Source organism: Cytobacillus sp. SAFR-174, assembly GCF_051964675.1.
In the GTDB taxonomy this organism is placed as follows: Bacteria; Bacillota; Bacilli; order Bacillales; family Cytobacillaceae; genus Cytobacillus.
Window position 1 is genome coordinate 71,310 of record NZ_JBQCMZ010000002.1, and the last position, 18,927, is coordinate 90,236.

Sequence of the window (18,927 nt, forward strand, 5' to 3'; positions counted from 1 at the left end):
TATGAAACTTTTTACCCTTTTTGATCGTTTAATTAGTAGAAGGCGGGATAGGTGTTTATGATCGATGGATGGTCTGCTCTGATTGTTATGATCTTTTCTTACGCATTGGGGTGCATAACAGGGGCTTATTATGTGGTTAAATATTTAGCAAAAGAGGATATAAGGTATATAGGGAGCGGGAATGCAGGAGCTACCAATGCAGGAAGAGCATACGGGAAAACCGGGTTTTTGCTGACTATAGCCGTTGATGCGGGAAAGACATGGGGAGCTTTATATGCAGCTGGACTCCTGTTTGAGGGGGAAGGTGTACTCATTCTGAGCGCTGTTTGCGTGCTGTTGGGCCATCTTTTCCCAATTCAGCTGGGGTTACATGGCGGAAAAGGAGTGGTTGTGTATCTGGCTTCTGCCTTGTATCTGGAGCCTCTAACGATCGCATTCATGGCCATCACAATGGGAATCATGTTCGCAGCTCTTCGGAAGTATACATTATCGGGTTTTATCTCGATGGCTTCTATTCCCATAACAGCCTGGGTGATTGGTGATTCATTCATTATTGCGGCAGGACTGCTGCTGATGCTTATCATTGTCGTAATTTCCCATACAAATTTCATCATGCCTAAGCATAGGAGGTAAAATATGAATATTATCTGCAAAATCGCAGCCGAACCTGATGAATTCGAACAAATCCATCAGCTGAACTATCAAACATTTGTGGAAGAAATTCCACAGCATAAGCAAAATGAACATCAGCATTTAATTGATAAATTTCATGAAGAAAATACATATGTGATTGCCAAGGCTGGCGAGGAAGTGGCAGGAATGATTGCGATTCGCGCGAAAAGGCCATTTTCGCTTGATTATAAGCTTCCTAATCTCGAAGAATACTTGCCTGTGAAAGGTGAATATTGCGAAGTCCGCCTGCTGTCAGTCAAAAAAGAATACCGCAGCACCCGAGTTTTTTATCAGCTTTGTGAAAAGCTAGTGGAGCTTTGCCTTGAAAAAAATTATACGATGGCGCTGATCTCTGGAACGGTCAGGCAGCTGAAATTGTATAAGCGGATTGGCTTTTTGCCTTTTGGTCCTCTGACAGGAGAGGAGGGCGCCCAATTTCAGCCCATGTACTTAACAAAAGAGAATTTCGAACGTTCCACAAAAGCCTTTAAACGCTTAATGGCCAGAAGCTCAGAGGAGTCCGGTCAGCACTCGCTTTTGCCGGGCCCAGTCCCTATTCATGAGAACGTGAAAAACGCTTTTGCTAAAGAAGCCGTATCACATCGTAATCGTGACTTTATCAAGGGCTTGGTGGAGCTGCGTTCTCAATTATGCAGGATGACAGGTGCCGCTTTTGCTGAAGTTATTGTCGGGACAGGAACCCTTTCCAACGACCTTGTGGCTGCCCAGCTGAAAAACATGGAGGGGAATGGACTGATCCTGGCCAATGGTGAATTTGGCTATCGTCTAATTGATCATGCCAGAAGGTTTCAGCTATCTTTTCAAACGATTGAAAAAGAGTGGAATGAACCGATCCTGCATGAGGAAATTGCATACATGCTGACAGAAAATCCTTCTATAAAATGGGTCTGGACTGTCCATTGTGAAACCTCAACCGGGTATTTGTTCGATATCAGTGAAATTCAGGAGATATGTGCGAAGTATGGTGCCGAGCTTTGCGTGGATGCATGCAGTACTGCCGGAATTGTTCCGCTTAATCTTAAGAATATTCTTTTGGCATCCTCCGTCAGCGGAAAAGGATTTGGCTCGTACCCGGGACTTGCGATTGTATTCCATAGAGACAGAATAAAAGGGAACAGCAGTGTTCCCAGATACCTGGATTTAAAGATGTATGAGGACAATGAAAGCATTCCATATACCCATTCTTCCAATCTGGTCTACGCCTTAAAAGAGAGTATAAAGCTGATAGATTACGAGAAGATAAAAAGATTGTCTTTAAAAGTAAGGGAAAGACTTGCAGACAAGGGTTTTTCCGTTCTGGGCGGGGACGATTATTCACCCGGCATCCTTACTGTCCATTTGCCGGAGGGCATTTCCAGCAGGGAATTTGGCGACTTATGCAAACAGAAAGGAACTCTTCTAAGCTATGAAAGCGGGTACCTGCTTGAAAGAAACTTGGTTCAGGTAGCTCTGATGGGGGCGCAGGAAGAAGAGAAGGTCATGGCTTCTATTGAAATGATGGCGGGTATTTTCGAAGAACACTATGAAAAGCGGTATGATTATGAAGTTATTTAAAAAGCTTCCTCCCATTTGGGCTGCCGTTATCTTAATCTGGATCAAGACGGCTGCTGTATCCTTTATCGGATTCAATTTGCACCCGGAAAACTGGACAGATATTTTATTTATGCTATTAAGCCCGATCGGGGCCATTATGGTCATTCTTGGAGTCCCTTATTATTTTAAGCGAAGGGTCAGACCGGGAGCTGTTTTTGCAGCGATGGCAGTTCTGACCGGCATTCTTTTTGGGGACCTTCTATATTATCGCTTTTATACTGATTTTGTAACCGTTCCGATCCTTTTTCAGTTTAAAAATGTCGGAGGGATAGGACCGAGTACTTTTGAATTGATCAGCCCGTGGGATCTTCTGTTATTGGCTGACCTGGCTGTTTTTTGGCTTTGCTATTTAAAAAAGAAATCAGCAGGTGAGCAGCTTACAAATAAATCAAAAAGGCTTTATAGCGCTGTCAGTCTGATGTTTGTGCTAATAACCATCACTCTCGGCTTGGTGAAAGTGCCTCATTTATTTTCGGAATCCTATAATCGCCAGCAGCTTGTTAAGCATATCGGCTTGTATCAATATCATCTTTATGATATCGGCATCGCTGCAGCCAACCCGCTCAACCGCGCTTTGGCCAGTGCAACGGATGCTGAGGCTTCTGCTGAGTATGTGCAATCACATGAAGATAAGCCATCGGATTACTTTGGTGCCGCAAAAGGAATGAATGTCGTTCTGATCAGCATGGAGTCCACACAGAATTTTGTGATCAACCAGAAGGTGAACGGGCAGGAAATAACGCCTTTCCTTAATTCACTGATTGAAGACAGCTTTTATTTCAGCCGAGTCTATGATCAGACAGCACAGGGCAAAACATCGGACTCGGAATTCATGGTTGATACGGGCCTTTATCCGTTGTCTAGCGGCTCGGCATTTGTCCGGAAAACGGAAAACGCTTATCGGAGCCTGCCGCATATATTAGCTGAAAAGGATTATTACGCAGCCGTTTTCCATGGGAATGACGCTTCGTTCTGGAATCGGGAAGCTATGTATGATTCTTTAGGGTATAATCGGTATTTTTCAAAAGCTGATTATGTGGTGACGGATGAGAACTCTGTGAACTACGGGATTAAGGATATCCCATTTTTCCAGCAATCCATTCGGCATCTGGATAACCTGCAAAAGCCTTTCTACGCAAGGTTTATCACATTAACAAACCATTTCCCGTTTTTGCTGGAGGAGGAAGATCAGTTTATCCCTGAGGCCAGCACGAGTGAAATGGTGGTCAATCGCTATGTCACAACCGTCAGATACCAGGATGAAGCCATTAAAACCTTCTTCCAGGACTTAAAAAAGAAGGGACTTTATGAAAATACGATGTTCGTATTGTATGGCGATCATTATGGCATCTCTGACAAATATGAGCATGGTGTGCTTGAACTGCTGGGGCAGGAAGATACGATTGTGAACCGCATGCAGCTGCAGAGTGTGCCGCTGATTATCCATGTGCCGGGTGTGGAGGGCAAAACATTCTCGAACCTTGGCGGTGAAATTGATATCAGGGCAACGATTCTTCATCTGCTCGGCATAGGTGCTGATGATAATTTCAGCTTCGGGCAGAACCTGTTTACAAGGGATCCCGATCATCCCGTTACCTTCCGGGATGGAAGTTTCATAGCGAAAGACTATTTGTACAAATCCGGTAAATGCTTCGATAGTAAATCGGAAGAAGAAGCGGATATTACAGGCTGTGAACCTTTTATGGATATCTCCAGGAAAGAGCTCGGCTTTTCTGATGATATTGTGCATGGGGATTTAATGAGGTTTATGGAGTAAATTTTTGGAGGAGAAGCATGGAAGTATTCGGGTTTATCTTTTTATGGGGGATACCTTTGCTGCTGCTTTGGAGCTTTATTTTAACGCTTATCGAAGTTAAGAGAGCAGGAAGCGAAGGACAATTCCTGGGCAGGACGCTGACATTTATCGGCGGTATTTATCATTACACCATTTCGTCATTTGCCGCATGGGTTGGTTTGATTGCCATCGCATTTGGAATTGCTGCCCTGGTGGAGGGTTCAATCTTCGGTGCATTATTCTTTGGTTTATTCGGTGTTTTTATGGTTTATAACTTTTTTCCGCGATTGAATATGCCGGAATGAGATTGAGGTATGTCCTATGTGGCATGCCTCTTATTTGTTTCTTGTAGAAATTTGGTCATTGGCCACACAGAAAGCATAAAAGAGGATGTGAGAGTCGGAACCCGGGTCAGCTTCGGACACAGAAAGGCGGAAACCATGGATTTGAGTCGGAACCCGGGTCAGCTTGGGACACAGAAAGGCGGAAACGGGGGATTTGAGTCGGAACCTGGTTCAACTTCGGACACAGAAAGGCGGGAACTATGGAATTGAGTCCGAACCAGAGTCAACTTTAGACACAGAAAGGAGAAAAGAAGTCAAGTCCTTATTTTTGTGTAAAAGTGTCAACAATGGTTTTTAGCTTCTTAGAATTTTGTATAGTGGGCTAATATTATTTTGAATTTACATTGAGGGGCGGGCATGATAGCCTGGAGGGCAAGCCAGGAGTTGTATAACTCTTGGCTTCCTGGCTTTTCCTCATGCCCGCCGGAGGCTCAATGTCAATTCAAAATTAGGCATTTCCACTACCTCTGTATAGTGTTACAGTATTTACTTTTCTTATTGATGTCTCACCATTTTTTTCATTGCCTGTTCCTCATTTACCTGCATAAGCACAGCTCCAATCATTCTGAATGCCGATTGGGTATTCGGAAAGATCCGAATGACTTGTTCTCTTCTTCTTACCTCTTGATTTAAGCGTTCCAGTGAATTTGTGCTGCGGATATACTGTTGAAACTTAACTGGTTCATTTAGATATTGAATGGCATCTTCGAAGCCGTCCTCTAATATTTGGATGGCTTTCCCTAACTTATGATTGTCCCCAAAACGTTCGAGAAACTCCTCTTTAAAAAGCCGTGCATCTTCTGCACTAACAGCTTCAAAGATTCTCTTTAATCCTAGTTTCTCATCCACAATTCCTTTTTTAGGCAGTGCATTAAAGATATTTCGCTTTAGATGGACCGTACATCGTTGCCAAACTGTTCCTACAAAGACCTCTTTAAGCGCTTTTTTCAAGCCGGCATGTGCATCCGTAATAAACAGCTTTGGTGATTGAATGCCGCGTGATTGCAGGTGAAGTAAAAATAATTTCCATGCCTCATAGCTTTCTGCGTGATCCACTCTTATCCCCAGAACTTCCCGGCGGTTTTCTTCTGTAATAGCAGTGGCAATATAAACAGCCTTTGATACAACCCGATTGTGTTCACGCACCTTGATATACATCGCATCAGCAAAAATGTAAGGATAGTAGGTTGTGTTCAGTGGACGATTGGCCCATGCATGTACAACTGGGTCCAGCCTTTCCGTGAGAGAAGAAACAAATGACTTAGAAACACTTTCCCCGCAAAGCTGTTGTACAATATTTTTCACTTTCCTAGTAGACACGCCATTGACAACCATTTCAAGCATAGAAAGAACAAACGCCTGATCACAGCGGGCATATTTCTCAAACAAAGAAGGTGAAAATTCCCCCTTGCGTGTACGGGGAACCTTCAAAGTTACCCTGCCAATACTCAGAACGAAGTCGCGTTCATAGTAGCCGTTTCGAGAATCAAATCGATCAGAAGAACGTTCATAAGCTCCAACCTGCAAGTAGTCATCACGCTCTTTTTCCATGACAGAATTCAAAACAAGAACAACAGAAGCCTTAATAACAGCGTCAAGGTCTGAATTCATTACCGATTCTTTTAAATAGTCAAGATTTAGGTTAAACTGATATTGAGTCAAAATTAATTCCTCCACAATGATTTTTCGTCGTTGATAACCATTGTGACCATTAGGAATTAATTTGACTCCTTTTCTTTTTACACAATTATATGGACTTAATCAGAAAAGAGTCCGGTAGAGTCAGAACCTGGTGCAAGTTCTGACACAAAAAGGAGAAAAGAGACCGGTAGAGTCAGAACTTGGTGCAAGTTCTGACACAAAAAGGAGAAAAGAGGCCGGTAGAGTCAGAACTTGGTGCAACTTCGGACACAGAAAGCAGAAAAGAGGATGTGAGAGTCGGAACCCGGGTCAACTTCGGACACAGAAAGGCGGAAACCATGGAATTGAGTCGGAACCCGGGTCAGCTTCGGACACGGAAAGCCGGAACCGTGAATCAGAGTCAAAACTCTGTGCAGCTTCGGACACAGAAATCTCTAAAGAGAGGCAGTCGGAGACCGAACTCCGAGCATCTTCTAACACCAGACAGGAGTAAGAAGGCTGTACTTTTTTAAAACAATTCAGCCTTTATTTATAATTGAACGATAAATCTGTTTAATAGTCTCCATATGAATGGCTTCATGGTAAAAGCCGAATAAAAAAGCTTCTCCGGTTGTGTAAAAGGTAATGCCGCCGCGGTTTGTAAAGGGACTTGGCAGTTTTTGATCCATACGCCCATGAAGAAATGTCTTTATCCTGGGTTTTTGTTCGGTTAAGACGGACGCAATTTCCCTGAAGGAAGGCGGTTCTTCGATCCAATCGGCAGGCTTAGTTCCAGCACCAAATAACCGTTCATAGTTCACTGGGACGTTCATTTTTTCACCTGATATTCCAAAGACAAGCTTTTCCTGGACAAATGCAATATGCCCGAAGTTCCAGCGGATACTATTGTTAAATCCTTCTGGTATGATATCAGCCATTTCTTCTGGAATCCGTCTGATTGATTTTTCTGTAATGCCACGCACTTTTTCCATATGATCAAAAATTGTCTGTTCCAATAAATTCACCCTCCATATTAAAGCTCATTGCATTAAAGTTCTAGGGCTTCACACCATTTTCCTACGTCTTTATATATTTTTGTCCAGAAGAGCTATGTATAATTAATAACCTTAAGTCTCAAGTCCTATAACCAAATACAGCGCAGGCTTCTTAACCTAAGAGACGCATCTCCATATTATAAGAATATAATCATATTTTTAATAAGGAGATACGCTATGTCTAATCAAAAAATCTATATACTCCTTACGGATACCGGAACGTTATTTACGCGGCTTATTAAGCTTTACACAAAAAAGCCTTATAACCATGCTTCTATTTCAATTGACCCTGAATTAAAAAATGTGTACAGCTTTGGCAGGAAAACGGCGAAAAATCCATTTATAGGCGGTTTTGTTAAAGAAAATTTAAGAGGGAAATTTTTTACTGACTCAAAGTGTACTGTCATCAGCTGTTCTGTTACAGATGCACAGCTAAACAAGCTTAAAGCACTTATAAATAAGATAGAATCTGAAAAAACGATTACAGTTATAATCTGCTGGGCCTTTTTGCCATCATGTTTAATAAACAACTCTCAAGAAAAAATACTTTTTTCTGCTCTCAATTTGTAGCAACTGTCTTGCAGAGATGTGAAATTGTCAAATTTAATAAACCGCCTGCCCTTGTTATGCCGCACGATTTGATGGAAAATGAAGATTTCATTGTTGTTTTTCAGGGAAGCCTGAAAGAGTATTTTCTTACTATTGAATGCCGGGCGATAGAAAAAAACACCTGCATTTCAACGAATGGCCAGGAAAAGTTCGGACAATCGCTGGCCATTTCCTAATGGCTGCACTCAATGCCGCTTCTTTTTATAAGCCAAAGGTGTCATATTCATCGCATTACGGAATTTTTCAATAAAATAACTGCTGCTGTTAAAGCCTACTTTATACGCAACCTCAGTTACATTCGAGCCCGGCTCCTGAAGCAGGGGGAGGCTTTTTTGCAGGCGGTGCTGAATCAGGTATTTAATGGGTGTGGTTCTTAGAATCTTTTTAAAGTATCTGCAGCATTCAGAATTGCTCAGTCTGCCGGCTTTGGCAATACACTCCAGGGTGACTTTCTCAGCATAATGTTCATGGATCCAATTCAGCATTTCTTTCATCCGCCTGTGTTTTTCAAACTCAGTCTGGCTGTATTCCAGCTGGAATCCGTTCCTGATTAACTGCTGCCAAATGAATGTGAGCAGACTGGCTGTATCAATCTCATAAAATGGTGAATTCTCATGAATTAATTTCTTGATTTCCAGGATGCTGTCTATAATATTGTTTTCCCATTCCTCATTACCCTTCAAAATTAGGCCTGGAAGATTTGTTGCTGAAATATACGGAGAAATATAGCTGCTGAACAATTCCTGGGGAAGCAGGAAATGAGGGGAGACATTTAAACAAATGTACACGCAATCTCCGCTAATATCCTCGGCTGAATGAAGGCACCCGCTATTGATGAACAGGCAGTCTCCTTCTTTAACCGCAAATTTCTCTTCATTGACTTGAACCATGGCTTCGCCTTTAAGGGTCAGGATAAATTGAATTTCCTCATGCCAATGCAAAGGAACTTTGCCTTGAATATGATCTGCGATCTTCGTCTCGTAGCACGCGACAGGCATCACCACTGTCCTGTGGCTCGTCAATTCCTTCAGGCTTTCATCCACTTTAAAATCTTTAATCTGCAAAAAAGCCACCTCAATATTGTTATACTTTTTTATGATATCCAGCTATTTTTATTAGGGAATTTGATATATTATAACACTATTATTATATTTAAGGTGGAGTCGAACATGAAAGGACGTTCAAGGAGTACGGGTTTATTGCTCGTTATTTTTGGAGCTTCATTCTGGGGTGTTGGCGGAACTGTTGCCCAAAAGCTTTTTCAGGAATTCGGCATCTCAGTTGATTGGCTTGTCACAGCCCGGCTTCTGATCGCTGGTGTGCTACTCTTAGCCGTACAATTTTTGCTGAAGGATCGCTCACAGGTGTTTGGAGTGTGGAAGAATAAAAAAGCAGCTATCATGCTTTTGATTTTTGGCCTGGCGGGAATGCTGGCCGTACAGTATACCTATATGGCTTCCATTCACCATGGCAATGCGGCTGTTGCCACGCTGCTTCAATATTTGGCACCAGCTATGATTATCATTTATCTGGTCCTGCGTAAGCAATCGGTGTTTACAAGACAGGATTTGGTGACCGTGTCCCTTGCTTTAGCGGGGTGCTTTCTTCTATTGACCAATGGTTCTGTTTCTCAGCTGTCCGTACCGTCACCTGCGATTGTATGGGGAGTTCTATCCGGTGTGGCACTGGCGTTTTATACGTTGTATGCCGTCCCGCTGCTGAAGAAGTATGATTCCCTTGTCGTGGTTGGCTGGGCGATGGTGATTGGCGGATTTGCATTGAGTTTCATCCATCCCCCATGGGAAATGGATTTCGGCAGCTTAACGGCTGAAGCATTCCTGTATTTGGTTTTCGTTATTATTTTTGGAACGATGCTTGCGTTCTGGTTCTACATTGAAAGTCTCCAAACGCTGTCTCCAACCGAAACCAGTCTTTTAAGCAGCCTCGAACCGCTTGCCGCAGTATTTACGACGGTTATCTGGCTGAACGAACCATTCGGCCTGTTTCAATGGGCGGGTACTGCATGTATCTTTGGCATGATTCTGCTGCTGGCTTTGAGTAAGAAAAAACCGGTAAAAACCAGTGTTTCTGCTGAAAATGAAGAACCATTAAGAGTAAGCTGAGAGCCAGCTCCTTTCGCGGGAGCTGGTTTTTTCTTAATAAATCTGCTCACACTAAGCATTATATTTTCCTAAATTTATTTCGGTTGTTAAAATAAAGTCAATTCTTCATGAAGGAGATTATAAAATGACCAATATACAAATACCTGTTTCTGTTTTAAACCTTGCCCCAATACGGGAGGGGAAAGACAGCAGGCAGGCTATCGAAGATCTTGTTGATCTGGCTCAGGCAACAGAGGAGATGGGCTACAAACGCTATTGGATAGCGGAGCATCATAATACACCGACACTGGTCAGTTCTGCCACGGCTATTTTAATAAAACATGCATTGGAGCATACTAAAACCATTCGCGTTGGCTCCGGCGGTATAATGCTGCCGAACCATGCGCCATTAGTGGTTGCCGAGCAATTCGGAACGATGGCCACCATTTATCCGGACCGGGTCGATTTGGGCCTTGGCAGGGCACCTGGCACGGATATGATGACGGCTAGTGCGCTTCGCCGTTCAAAAAATGATTCTGTATATACATTCCCTGAGGATGTGAAGCAGCTGCTGACATACTTTGGTCCTTTAGAGGAGCAGAGCTATGTAAAAGCACACCCGGGTGTTGAAACGAACATTCCCATTTATATTCTTGGTTCTTCGACAGATTCAGCGTATTTGGCTGCTGAACTGGGGCTCCCATATGTGTTTGCATCACACTTTGCTCCAAGGTGGATGGAGGACGCCATCCGGATCTACCGTGCCAACTTTAAGCCTTCGCAGTATCTGGATAAACCATATATGATGATCTGCTTAAATGTCATAGCAGCAGAAACGGATGAGGAAGCGGAATTCCTGTCCACCACGATGAAACAGTTTTTCCTGAATGTTGTCAGAGGGACTTCCATGAAATTGAGCCCTCCGGTCGAGGATCTGGACTCCATCTGGAACCCAATGGAGAAGGAAGCCGCAGAAGGGATGTCAAGCGTCACCCTTATGGGCAGCAAAGAAACTGTCAAAGGACAGCTGGAGCAGTTCCAGAGCATGTACAATGTGGACGAAATCATGGCGGTTTCCTATATTTATGACGAAGAAAAACAAAAACGTTCCTATGAAATATTGAAAGAAATTACAGACGGCAAATGAGCGGGGAAATATTCCCCGCTTTTCCTTTGTATTTTGTTAAAGGTTTAAACTTCGATAACTGTCTAGCTCCAGCGCCTACCCCCTCGAGGTCACAAGCTTGTCTTGTTGCGGCTCCTAGGGACTCGGGGTTATAAGCCGTTTCCTTTCAGAAGGAAAAACGCCTTCTTACAGGAACCGTCTTATGCCTGTCGTCCCTGGGCAGTCGCCTCCACATTTCGGGCAATCCTCCCAAGAAGGCAAAGAACGCCTTCCTGTGAGGCTCGGCTTGTGCTTGAGGCCCCCAGGATGGGGGTCATGCAGACGTTGCCACAGGACGTGGCGTTCTTAGTCTGCGTTCCTTCGTGGGCAAGGCGCTTCCGCTTTTCATATTTCTCGGGAAAGCGCAGGATTAGACTATTCTTGCGGGCGGAGGTCGTATCATGGCTTTTATTGCCGAAAAATGAAACTCTCTTCTTTAATCTATGGTTTCCTGTTTGTAGAGTGCAGGATTGGCTTTCGTATTTAAGCTCTGTGCAGACGCCCATAGATTCGCCAGGAACCGCGGCATCATCTGCTGTGACGGAAGAGTGCCATATCTGGAAAAGTAAACAAACAGCTTCAAATAAGTTCTTGCATTTTTCGGCAGGTGAATTTCCCTTGCGTAGTATTCATTTTCTGTATAGGTTGCAAAAGAACGGGTTTCAAATCCGGAAATAAACCGGGTGATTTCTCCTTTGTATTCATTTTGAATGTAATGAATCCTTTTTATAATTGTGGGATCATCAGAACCATCAAAATTAGCAAGCCTGGCCTGCCGGAATGCCGGGACAGATGCCAGGTTATCAGTAAGAGCAAGTGCATGTCCGTATGCTTTGTCATGACCTTCATAAAGTGGCCGGATATCGGCATTCTCCATTAAATCCACTAAACGCAATTCCACATTTTTTAAATAGGGCGGCCTGAAAATCTGTCTGGAAAGCTTAAGCTCATCAAATGAATCGCATACAAATGAAGTGAAAAAATACCACTGGCCATTGTCATCCAGGCTGATATCATAATCCTGCTCATCAATTTCAATCCGGTAATCATTAAAACGGTCTTTTCGGTCGAACGTAAAATCAAATTGTTCTTTTTCTGCTGGTTTAAATCCATATGGAGTTTGAATCGGTACACAGATTTCTGAGAAGTATTGGTTTTTCATGCTGACTCACACCTTACATTTCTTTTATTCTGCTATAGAAAATACCCTGCAGATTCCTTTATCATGCCAAAAAAAGAGGATAATTTTCTTTAGTTATACAAAAATAATATAAATCGAATGGAAAGGACATTGAGTATGAAAAAATGCATATTTCTTTTCCTCAGTCTCGCAGTGTTCTGGCAATTGAATTGGAGCGCTGCACATGCTGAAAACAATCCCCGCAATATTTATGATGTAAAGCAGGGGGATACCCTGACATTGATTGCAAAAAAATACGGATCAACTGCAGGGGACTTAAAACTATTTAACGGCCTGCAGTCAGACAGACTTTTAATCGGGCAAAAGCTGCGTGTTCCGATTATGTATAAAGTGGCTCCCGGAGATACACTCTGGAGGCTGGCGGAAAAATATGATTCAAGTGTCCCGATTATTAAGACAGCAAATGGACTATCCTCAAATGCTATAAATGCCGGGCAGAAACTAAAAATTATTCCAAAGAAATTAGCCATGGATGGTAAGTTTGTCCTCATGACAAGAGAGGAGTTCCGGGATTGGATTTTCAATCAGAAATTTACGAGGAAAGTGGCCAAGGTTCAGCAGCATCACACCTATCAGCCATCATATAAACAGTTCAATGGCACAAATCATTTTGCGCTCCTGAAGGGGATGGAGGAGTATCATGTAGGCGGGATGAAGTGGAGCATGATCAGCCAGCAGCTGACCACTTTCCCGGATGGAAAGGTGGCAGTGGGGAGACCGTTCGATATAGCACCGGAAGGATCATTCGGACTTCAGAATAAAGAAGCGATGCACAAGATCGAAGCAGAAGCGATAGCAATCGAAAATCTCGGTGATTTTGACTCCAATCAAATGACTGCTGAACAAAAAGAAACGATCGTGACCGTAACAGCTCTCCTGATGCTGAAATATGGCCTGGCGCCATCCATCGACAGCATCACCTATCACCATTGGTGGGATATTAACTCAGGTGAGAGGGTGCTGGATAACAGCCATGGGCATGCAGTAAAAACATGTCCGGGCACTGAATTTTTTGGAGGGAATTCGACTGCAAGTGCTAAGAAGAATTTTTATCCTCTGGTCAGGAAAAAAATGCAGGAGATCAGAGCAACCCTGCATTAATCAGGAAAACCCGCAGACAATGCGGGTTTTCTCATCTTTTTTTCTTCTTTTTATCAACTTCTGCTGCCAGCTTCGCTTTATTTACACTTTCAAGCTCTACCTGTACGTGAATTTTCCTTTCCTCTACTGATGTTACACTGGTTACTTTTCCTTTGCGTCCTTTGATTCTGATCTCTTCTCCTTCATTTGGAACACTTTTGCGAAGCTGATTTAATAAAACATTTTTCCCATCAAGATAATACACCGTAAACATTCTCATCTCACCTTTGTCTATGGAATGTGGTACAAGTTCCTGCACCATTTCTATAAAATATAGAACAAGTGATAAAAATAGACCGGTTTTTTTAAAAAATAGTTGCGAACATTTGTTCCTCGTAGTAAAATCAACCTTGTAATAAATATTGAGAAAAATGAAAATATTAGGGAGCTGATGAAAATGACAGTAAGAGTGATTCCTTATTTGGTGATGGACGGAAATGCGAATGAAGCAATTGAGTTTTACAGAGAAGCGCTGGAAGCGGAAGTTCTGTATAAGCAAACATTTGGGGAAGGTCCCGATAATCCTGAATATCCGCTGCCTGAAGAAGCAAAGAACCGCATTATGCATGCAACTGTAAAGGTTGGGGAGAACGAACTTATGTTTAGCGATACATTCCCTGGTCAGAATCATCAAACGGGCAATCAAGTGACCATTTGCCTTTCAGCATCAGATCCTGAAAAATCGAAGAAATTTTTTGAAGCTCTGCAGCAGGGCGGCCAAGTCACTATGCCTCTTCAGGAAACTTTTTTCAGCCCTGCATATGGCAGCGTAATCGACAAATTCGGAGTGAATTTTCAAATCTATACAGAGGGTGAGCATTAATTAACTGATGAGCCATTCTTTTTAGGGAAGAATTGGCTCTTTTTGAATTATTTCATTAGAGAAGAAGGCGATTGTTGTGATTTTAAAACCAAAACAATATATAGTTAAAAATTTGTGCTATACGATAAGATCTGCTGTCGAGGAAGATGCTAAAAAACTGTCAGAAGTAAGAGTGCAGATTGATGGAGAAACGGAGAACATGGATCGGGAAGCAGGTGAAGGATACATAGATGAAACAGGTTTCAGAGAATTAGTTAATAAAGATTCCATTAGTGAACGTAATATATTTTTGGTTGCGGAGATAAATGGAAGAATTGCAGGCTTTTCCAGATGTGAAGGCAGCAAACTGAAAAGAAGCCGTCATAAAGTGGAGTTTGGAGTATGTGTGCTGAAGGAATTCTGGGGCTTTGCTATTGGAAAAAACCTTTTAGCTCAGTCTATTCAATGGGCTGAAGCTAATCATATTAAGAAGATTACCTTAAATGTTCTTGAAACAAATGAGAAAGCGATTAAGCTATACGAGCAGTATGGCTTTGAAATTGAAGGGGTATTAAAAATGGATAAGCTGCTGTCGGATGGGAACTATTATAGCACCATCACAATGGGAAGGATTACAGATATTAATTGTTGCTCACATAAAGCAAGAAGGGGACATATGAAGGAGTAAATGCCTAAATCACGGCGAAGTCCCTTGAAACAATATGGTTTGCTGTTTTGATACAAATCAAGATTAGAGTATCCGGACACCGAAACCGCCACTCTTCATTAACTTCGTACCCATGAAAAAAATTTGAATATAATATAACATACGTCAGCTAAGGAGTATGTTATGGACAATCAACTAAAAGAGGTCGTCGGAGCCGCTTTAGCTGCAATCGGAACGATCATTTCAGCTGTCTCAACCATACCCGCCAAGTCAAAAAGAATGGAAAGTCTTTTTGATGGCCTCGATATAGTGGGAAATAGCCTCCAAGGAACAGGAAACGCTCTCCAGGCGGATGGGGAGAGCGGGCCATCTCTTGAAAAGGTCGGCAATGAGATACAGGCAATCGGAAACAGCACGGTCATTGCCGGATTAACACTGGACTTAGAGGATGAAAATGAAGATAAATTAGTTATCGCAGGAAACTGGATTCAGGCTCTTGGCGGAGCGACAGCACTTGGAGATGAATTAGAAGATCCCACTGCACCCGGTCAAATACTTAATATAAATGGCAATCTGCTTCAATCGATTGGAAACTCCCTTCAGGCAATCGGCGGTACAAAAAATCTCAGGGAAAAAGAGAGGGGAGCACCTGGAGATAGCGCAAATCATATTATTGCCGTGGGAAGCTGGATTCAGGCAGTCGGTTCTGTCTTATCCCTAATTGGTACGATTCAGGGGGAGAATCAGGAGATCTCTTCTGAAAGCAGTGATGCAAACGATGTACCTGACTCAAAATCTTCTGTGTGGTTAAATGAAGAACTGTTTTAGAGAGGGGTAATCATGTATCTGGAGGGAGATGACTTATTAACGATCGGAGCTTATTTTTTGGTTACGGGCACATTTATTTCAGCAATTGGTGAAACCATGAAGCCAGGCGAAAACAATGTGAACAAAAAATTAATACGGGACGGTAACGGTGTCCAGGCAGTTGGCAATAGCCTGCAGGGGTTTGGCAGGATAAGCTTGGCTGAAGGAAGTGAAACAGCTAATTTATATGGAATTATTGGGAGCTTTACGCAGGCAGGCGGGAACTCCATTAACTCGGCTGCAAACAATATTGAAATTCAGAATCCCTCAGTTTCTGTTTCAGGCTTCAATTCGCTGGGCAGTGCCATTCAATCCATGGGTGCCGCATTGGAAGCTTCGGGAGTTGAAAATGAAGAAGACAATATGCTTAGCAATCTCGAAACTCTGGGGTACTCTTTAATTTCCGTTTCGGCGATCCTGGACGCTTTAGGAATTCTTATAGAAGATGAAACGAGCATCCAAAAAAGAGTCCTGCTGGCTGCAGGGGGCTGGCTGGAATTCATTGGTGCGATTCTTGGCGCTTATGCGATCCTTCAGGCAGCTGAATAAGCCGCATGTTTTGCAAAAAAAGAGAAAATAGATGGATACCAGTGTGATATCAGTTGATATTTGTCGAATAGCAAAATGCTAGCAGTTGCTAAAATTGTGCTATTACGTCGGATTCTGCCAAATTTCAAGCAGAAAAATAACCTGGAAATCCACTTCTCCAGGCTATCCTCCAAGCTTTCATTAAACTGCCTCAAACAAAATCGCCACACCGACGCCGCCTCCGCTCCCAATAGCAGCTAATACGTATTTGCAAGAATTTCTCCTTTGCACATCATAAAATAATTTTGTAACGATCACTGCACCTGACGCTCCATAAGGGTGCCCAATTGTTAAAGCCCCTCCATTAACGTTCAGCTTTTCATGTGGAATGGAAAGCTCATTGGCACATGCTGCAATTTTGGAAGAGAAAGCTTCATTAATTTCGATTAAATCAATATCGTCAATGGTTAAATAATTTCTTTCCAGAATCTCTTGTATGGCTGGAACAGGCGCAAATCCCGGGTAGTTGGGGTGTACACCAGCAACGGCACTATCAGCAAAACGCAGAATGGGTTTGTAGCCATTTTTAATTGCTGTTTCTTCCTCCATCACCAAAACAGCAGCTGCCCCGTCATGGATGCCGCAGCTGTTGGCTGCTGTTACAGTTCCATCCTTTTTAAATATTGGTTTGGCTCGTTTTAAAAGAGTATGCATTTTTCTCTTTTTGAAAAACTCTTCATCATGTGAATGGCTTCCAATGGGAATCAGCTCGTCTGCGAGGACTCTATTTTCAAAAGCTTTCCAGCTCCGTTCATAGCTTATTTGTGCATATGTATCCTGAGCTTCTCTTGAAATGCTGTACTTTTCGGCAACATGTTCCGCTGCAGCACCCATATCCGGGTCTCCGATTTTGTCTGGGGAGAAGCGGGCCCTTTTCGAAAAGGGAGAGGTGCTGGCACTTTCCGTACCACCCGCTATATAACAGGTGCCGGCGCCTCCCTGGATAAGATAGCATGCCAGCCGTATGGCCTCCAAACCCGCACTGCATTGCCTGTCCAGGGTAAAACCCGGAACGGACAGCGGGAGTCCTGCTTCCAATGTAGACAAACGGGCAATATTGCCGCCAGGTCCCACGACATTGCCTAAAATGACATCATCAATTTTTTCTTCCAGGCCTGCCGACAGATATTTAAGCAGCGGGGCAGCAAGTTCATGCGGCTCATAGTCTTTAAGCATCCCATTAACTTTTCCGATAGGTGTTCTTTTTGCTTGTACAATAACGGCTCTCTTAATGGCTGATCACCTTCCTTTCGAAGGTTTCCCTCAGCTGGGCGCGGGCAATTTTTCCGCCGGCTGTGTAAGGCATTTCTTCAGTGAAGATCCATTTGCGCGGAATTTTGTAGGAGGCCAGATGATTTTTGCATAAGCGTTTTAACTCCAGAGCATCTGTATTGCCTTGAATAATCGCTACTGCTATTTGGCCCCAATATGGATCCTCCATTCCAATCACAGCAGCCTCCTCAACAGCAGGGTGCTGGCTGATCACTTTTTCAATTTCTTCCGGGAAGATATTAATGGCACCATATAAAATCATGTTCTTCTCCCGCCCGCTGATATATAAATTTCCTTCTTCATCAACATAGCCCATATCATCAACAGTTGCCCAGCCATCTTGATCCTGTATCGTATGTATTGCGCCATTTAATAGGTAACCATCGAAAATAAGATCGCTCTTGACATATATTTTTCCGATTTCATAGGGAACGAGCTTTTCACCCTTTGGACCTCTGATTTCGATTTCAACTCCATGGCAAGGCTTACCGACTGATTCTGCCTTCTGCTCATTCCCATGAAAGGTGATATAACTTAACTCACTGGCCCCATAAAACTCAATCATCGAAAGCTTAGGAAACATTTTGCTGATTTCTTCTTTTGATGTTTCGTCCCATTTTGCTCCTGAAGAAATAATTTTAAAAGGCTTCTCTATGATTCTTTTTTCTTTTAAAATAGCTGACACCATTGTCGGAACTGTATAAAGTGCGGTGATTGGCTGCTCCTCAATACACAATAGGGCCTTGGCTGCATTGAATTTATCAAGCAGGTAAACTGTTCCGCCTGTACACAGGGTACTAACCGCGCCATACAAAAAATGAGAGTGGATGAGTGCCCCTGGAATCAGGACATGTTCCTTTTCATTCATTTTAAAATCATGCTCATTAACCTTGAAGCTGGCAGCCCAGGATTTATGGGAGCGGATAAATGCCTTTGGACTGCCGGTCGTACCTGAAGTAAAACCCATATAAAATGGTTTGTTGCTTTCAGAATCGATGTGAAACGAATTATTTTGTCCGCCAATCTCCATAAATGCATCTTCCCAGACGAGGACGAAAGGGTGCATGCTGGAAACCTGGTCATAGTATTCTTTAACTGTGATTATAATAGAAGGGCTGGAAATCCTGATCCGCTCACTAAGTTCCTCTGCCTTCCATTTAAGATCGCAAGGAACAGCTGTCCATCCAGCCATGGTGGCCCCGGTGAATAATTGCAAAAATGGGATCCCATTTGGCAGAAGAAATCCCGCTGTCTTATTTTCAAAAGAAAAAGACTTTAGCCAATTGGCGGTTTTACATACGAGAGTGTTCCAGTCTTTATAGGTTAAAGACTCGTCTGTCGTAATAATTGCTGCTTTATTCGGCGAACCTTCGGCGAACTTCTCTATATTTGCTGTAATATTCGTCAAGGGTGT

At 42.9% G+C, this 18,927-nt stretch carries 20 protein-coding genes; 13 read left to right on the forward strand and 7 right to left on the reverse strand.

Annotation, left to right across the window (positions count from 1 at the left end):
• Nucleotides 1–57 precede the first annotated feature (57 nt).
• The 4 genes from ACTHRG_RS02575 to ACTHRG_RS02590 are packed head-to-tail and all read left to right on the forward strand — an operon-like array spanning nucleotide 58 to nucleotide 4,386.
• Nucleotides 58–633, forward strand: a complete 576-nt coding sequence (locus ACTHRG_RS02575; RefSeq protein WP_440230500.1) for a glycerol-3-phosphate acyltransferase — start codon at nucleotides 58–60, stop codon at nucleotides 631–633.
• Nucleotides 634–636: 3 nt separating this feature from the next.
• Entirely contained in the window at nucleotides 637–2,247 is a 1,611-nt protein-coding gene (locus tag ACTHRG_RS02580) for an aminotransferase class V-fold PLP-dependent enzyme (protein ID WP_440230501.1), read from the forward strand.
• Nucleotides 2,234–4,063: an LTA synthase family protein gene (locus ACTHRG_RS02585; RefSeq protein WP_440230502.1), complete on the forward strand. Its 1,830-nt coding sequence runs from the start codon at nucleotides 2,234–2,236 to the stop codon at nucleotides 4,061–4,063. Before ACTHRG_RS02580 ends, ACTHRG_RS02585 begins: the two co-directional genes overlap by 14 nt.
• A 17-nt stretch (nucleotides 4,064–4,080) precedes the next feature.
• Nucleotides 4,081–4,386 carry a hypothetical protein gene (locus tag ACTHRG_RS02590; protein ID WP_394578272.1) on the forward strand — a complete coding sequence of 102 codons (306 nt, stop codon included), beginning with the start codon at nucleotides 4,081–4,083 and terminating at the stop codon, nucleotides 4,384–4,386.
• 534 nt (nucleotides 4,387–4,920) lie between these two features.
• Here ACTHRG_RS02590 and ACTHRG_RS02595 read toward each other — a convergent pair.
• Nucleotides 4,921–6,087: an IS256 family transposase gene (locus ACTHRG_RS02595; RefSeq protein ID WP_440230503.1), complete on the reverse strand. Its 1,167-nt coding sequence runs from the start codon at nucleotides 6,085–6,087 to the stop codon at nucleotides 4,921–4,923.
• A gap of 497 nt (nucleotides 6,088–6,584) precedes the next feature.
• Complete coding sequence (locus tag ACTHRG_RS02600) at nucleotides 6,585–7,061, reverse strand: DinB family protein (protein WP_440230504.1); 477 nt, start codon at nucleotides 7,059–7,061, stop codon at nucleotides 6,585–6,587.
• A 216-nt stretch (nucleotides 7,062–7,277) separates the two neighbouring features.
• Here ACTHRG_RS02600 and ACTHRG_RS02605 point away from each other — a divergent pair, with 216 nt between their 5' ends.
• Nucleotides 7,278–7,670, forward strand: a complete 393-nt coding sequence (locus ACTHRG_RS02605) for a hypothetical protein (RefSeq protein WP_440230505.1) — start codon at nucleotides 7,278–7,280, stop codon at nucleotides 7,668–7,670.
• Nucleotides 7,671–7,678: 8 nt separating this feature from the next.
• Nucleotides 7,679–7,885 (forward strand): hypothetical protein, encoded by a 207-nt coding sequence (locus tag ACTHRG_RS02610; protein WP_440230506.1) that lies wholly within the window; start codon nucleotides 7,679–7,681, stop codon nucleotides 7,883–7,885.
• Between the two features lie 9 nt (nucleotides 7,886–7,894).
• Here the strand turns inward: ACTHRG_RS02610 and ACTHRG_RS02615 are convergent, their stop codons facing one another.
• Nucleotides 7,895–8,773, reverse strand: coding sequence for an AraC family transcriptional regulator (locus ACTHRG_RS02615; RefSeq protein ID WP_076257932.1), 879 nt, complete (start codon nucleotides 8,771–8,773; stop codon nucleotides 7,895–7,897).
• A 105-nt stretch (nucleotides 8,774–8,878) separates the two neighbouring features.
• On the opposite strand from ACTHRG_RS02615, the gene ACTHRG_RS02620 reads away from it, so the two are divergent.
• Complete coding sequence (locus ACTHRG_RS02620) at nucleotides 8,879–9,832, forward strand: EamA family transporter (protein ID WP_076257931.1); 954 nt, start codon at nucleotides 8,879–8,881, stop codon at nucleotides 9,830–9,832.
• 124 nt (nucleotides 9,833–9,956) lie between these two features.
• Entirely contained in the window at nucleotides 9,957–10,958 is a 1,002-nt protein-coding gene (locus tag ACTHRG_RS02625) for an LLM class flavin-dependent oxidoreductase (RefSeq protein WP_076257930.1), read from the forward strand.
• A gap of 454 nt (nucleotides 10,959–11,412) precedes the next feature.
• Here ACTHRG_RS02625 and ACTHRG_RS02630 read toward each other — a convergent pair whose 3' ends face one another.
• Nucleotides 11,413–12,138 carry a hypothetical protein gene (locus tag ACTHRG_RS02630; protein WP_175609084.1) on the reverse strand — a complete coding sequence of 242 codons (726 nt, stop codon included), beginning with the start codon at nucleotides 12,136–12,138 and terminating at the stop codon, nucleotides 11,413–11,415.
• A gap of 258 nt (nucleotides 12,139–12,396) precedes the next feature.
• On the opposite strand from ACTHRG_RS02630, the gene ACTHRG_RS02635 reads away from it, so the two are divergent.
• Complete coding sequence (locus ACTHRG_RS02635) at nucleotides 12,397–13,278, forward strand: LysM peptidoglycan-binding domain-containing protein (protein ID WP_440230605.1); 882 nt, start codon at nucleotides 12,397–12,399, stop codon at nucleotides 13,276–13,278.
• Nucleotides 13,279–13,309: 31 nt separating this feature from the next.
• Here ACTHRG_RS02635 and ACTHRG_RS02640 read toward each other — a convergent pair whose 3' ends face one another.
• Nucleotides 13,310–13,531: a hypothetical protein gene (locus ACTHRG_RS02640; protein WP_076257929.1), complete on the reverse strand. Its 222-nt coding sequence runs from the start codon at nucleotides 13,529–13,531 to the stop codon at nucleotides 13,310–13,312.
• 183 nt (nucleotides 13,532–13,714) lie between these two features.
• On the opposite strand from ACTHRG_RS02640, the gene ACTHRG_RS02645 reads away from it, so the two are divergent.
• The 4 genes from ACTHRG_RS02645 to ACTHRG_RS02660 all read left to right on the forward strand — a co-directional run bounded on the left by ACTHRG_RS02645 (nucleotide 13,715) and on the right by ACTHRG_RS02660 (nucleotide 16,202).
• Entirely contained in the window at nucleotides 13,715–14,140 is a 426-nt protein-coding gene (locus tag ACTHRG_RS02645) for a VOC family protein (protein WP_076257928.1), read from the forward strand.
• A gap of 76 nt (nucleotides 14,141–14,216) precedes the next feature.
• Nucleotides 14,217–14,807, forward strand: a complete 591-nt coding sequence (locus ACTHRG_RS02650; protein WP_076257927.1) for a GNAT family N-acetyltransferase — start codon at nucleotides 14,217–14,219, stop codon at nucleotides 14,805–14,807.
• Between the two features lie 162 nt (nucleotides 14,808–14,969).
• Nucleotides 14,970–15,614, forward strand: coding sequence for a DUF6944 family repetitive protein (locus ACTHRG_RS02655; protein WP_076257926.1), 645 nt, complete (start codon nucleotides 14,970–14,972; stop codon nucleotides 15,612–15,614).
• Between the two features lie 12 nt (nucleotides 15,615–15,626).
• Entirely contained in the window at nucleotides 15,627–16,202 is a 576-nt protein-coding gene (locus ACTHRG_RS02660; RefSeq protein WP_076257925.1) for a DUF6944 family repetitive protein, read from the forward strand.
• Nucleotides 16,203–16,382: 180 nt separating this feature from the next.
• On the opposite strand, the gene ACTHRG_RS02665 is transcribed toward ACTHRG_RS02660, so the two are convergent.
• Together ACTHRG_RS02665 and ACTHRG_RS02670 are read right to left on the reverse strand one after the other, a co-directional pair.
• Nucleotides 16,383–17,474, reverse strand: a complete 1,092-nt coding sequence (locus ACTHRG_RS02665) for an acetyl-CoA C-acyltransferase (RefSeq protein WP_076257924.1) — start codon at nucleotides 17,472–17,474, stop codon at nucleotides 16,383–16,385.
• The gene (locus ACTHRG_RS02670; RefSeq protein WP_076257923.1) at nucleotides 17,470–18,921 is read right to left on the reverse strand and encodes an AMP-binding protein; all 1,452 of its coding nucleotides are present in this window, start codon (nucleotides 18,919–18,921) and stop codon (nucleotides 17,470–17,472) included. Before ACTHRG_RS02670 ends, ACTHRG_RS02665 begins: the two co-directional genes overlap by 5 nt.
• Between the last annotated feature and the right edge of the window lie 6 nt (nucleotides 18,922–18,927).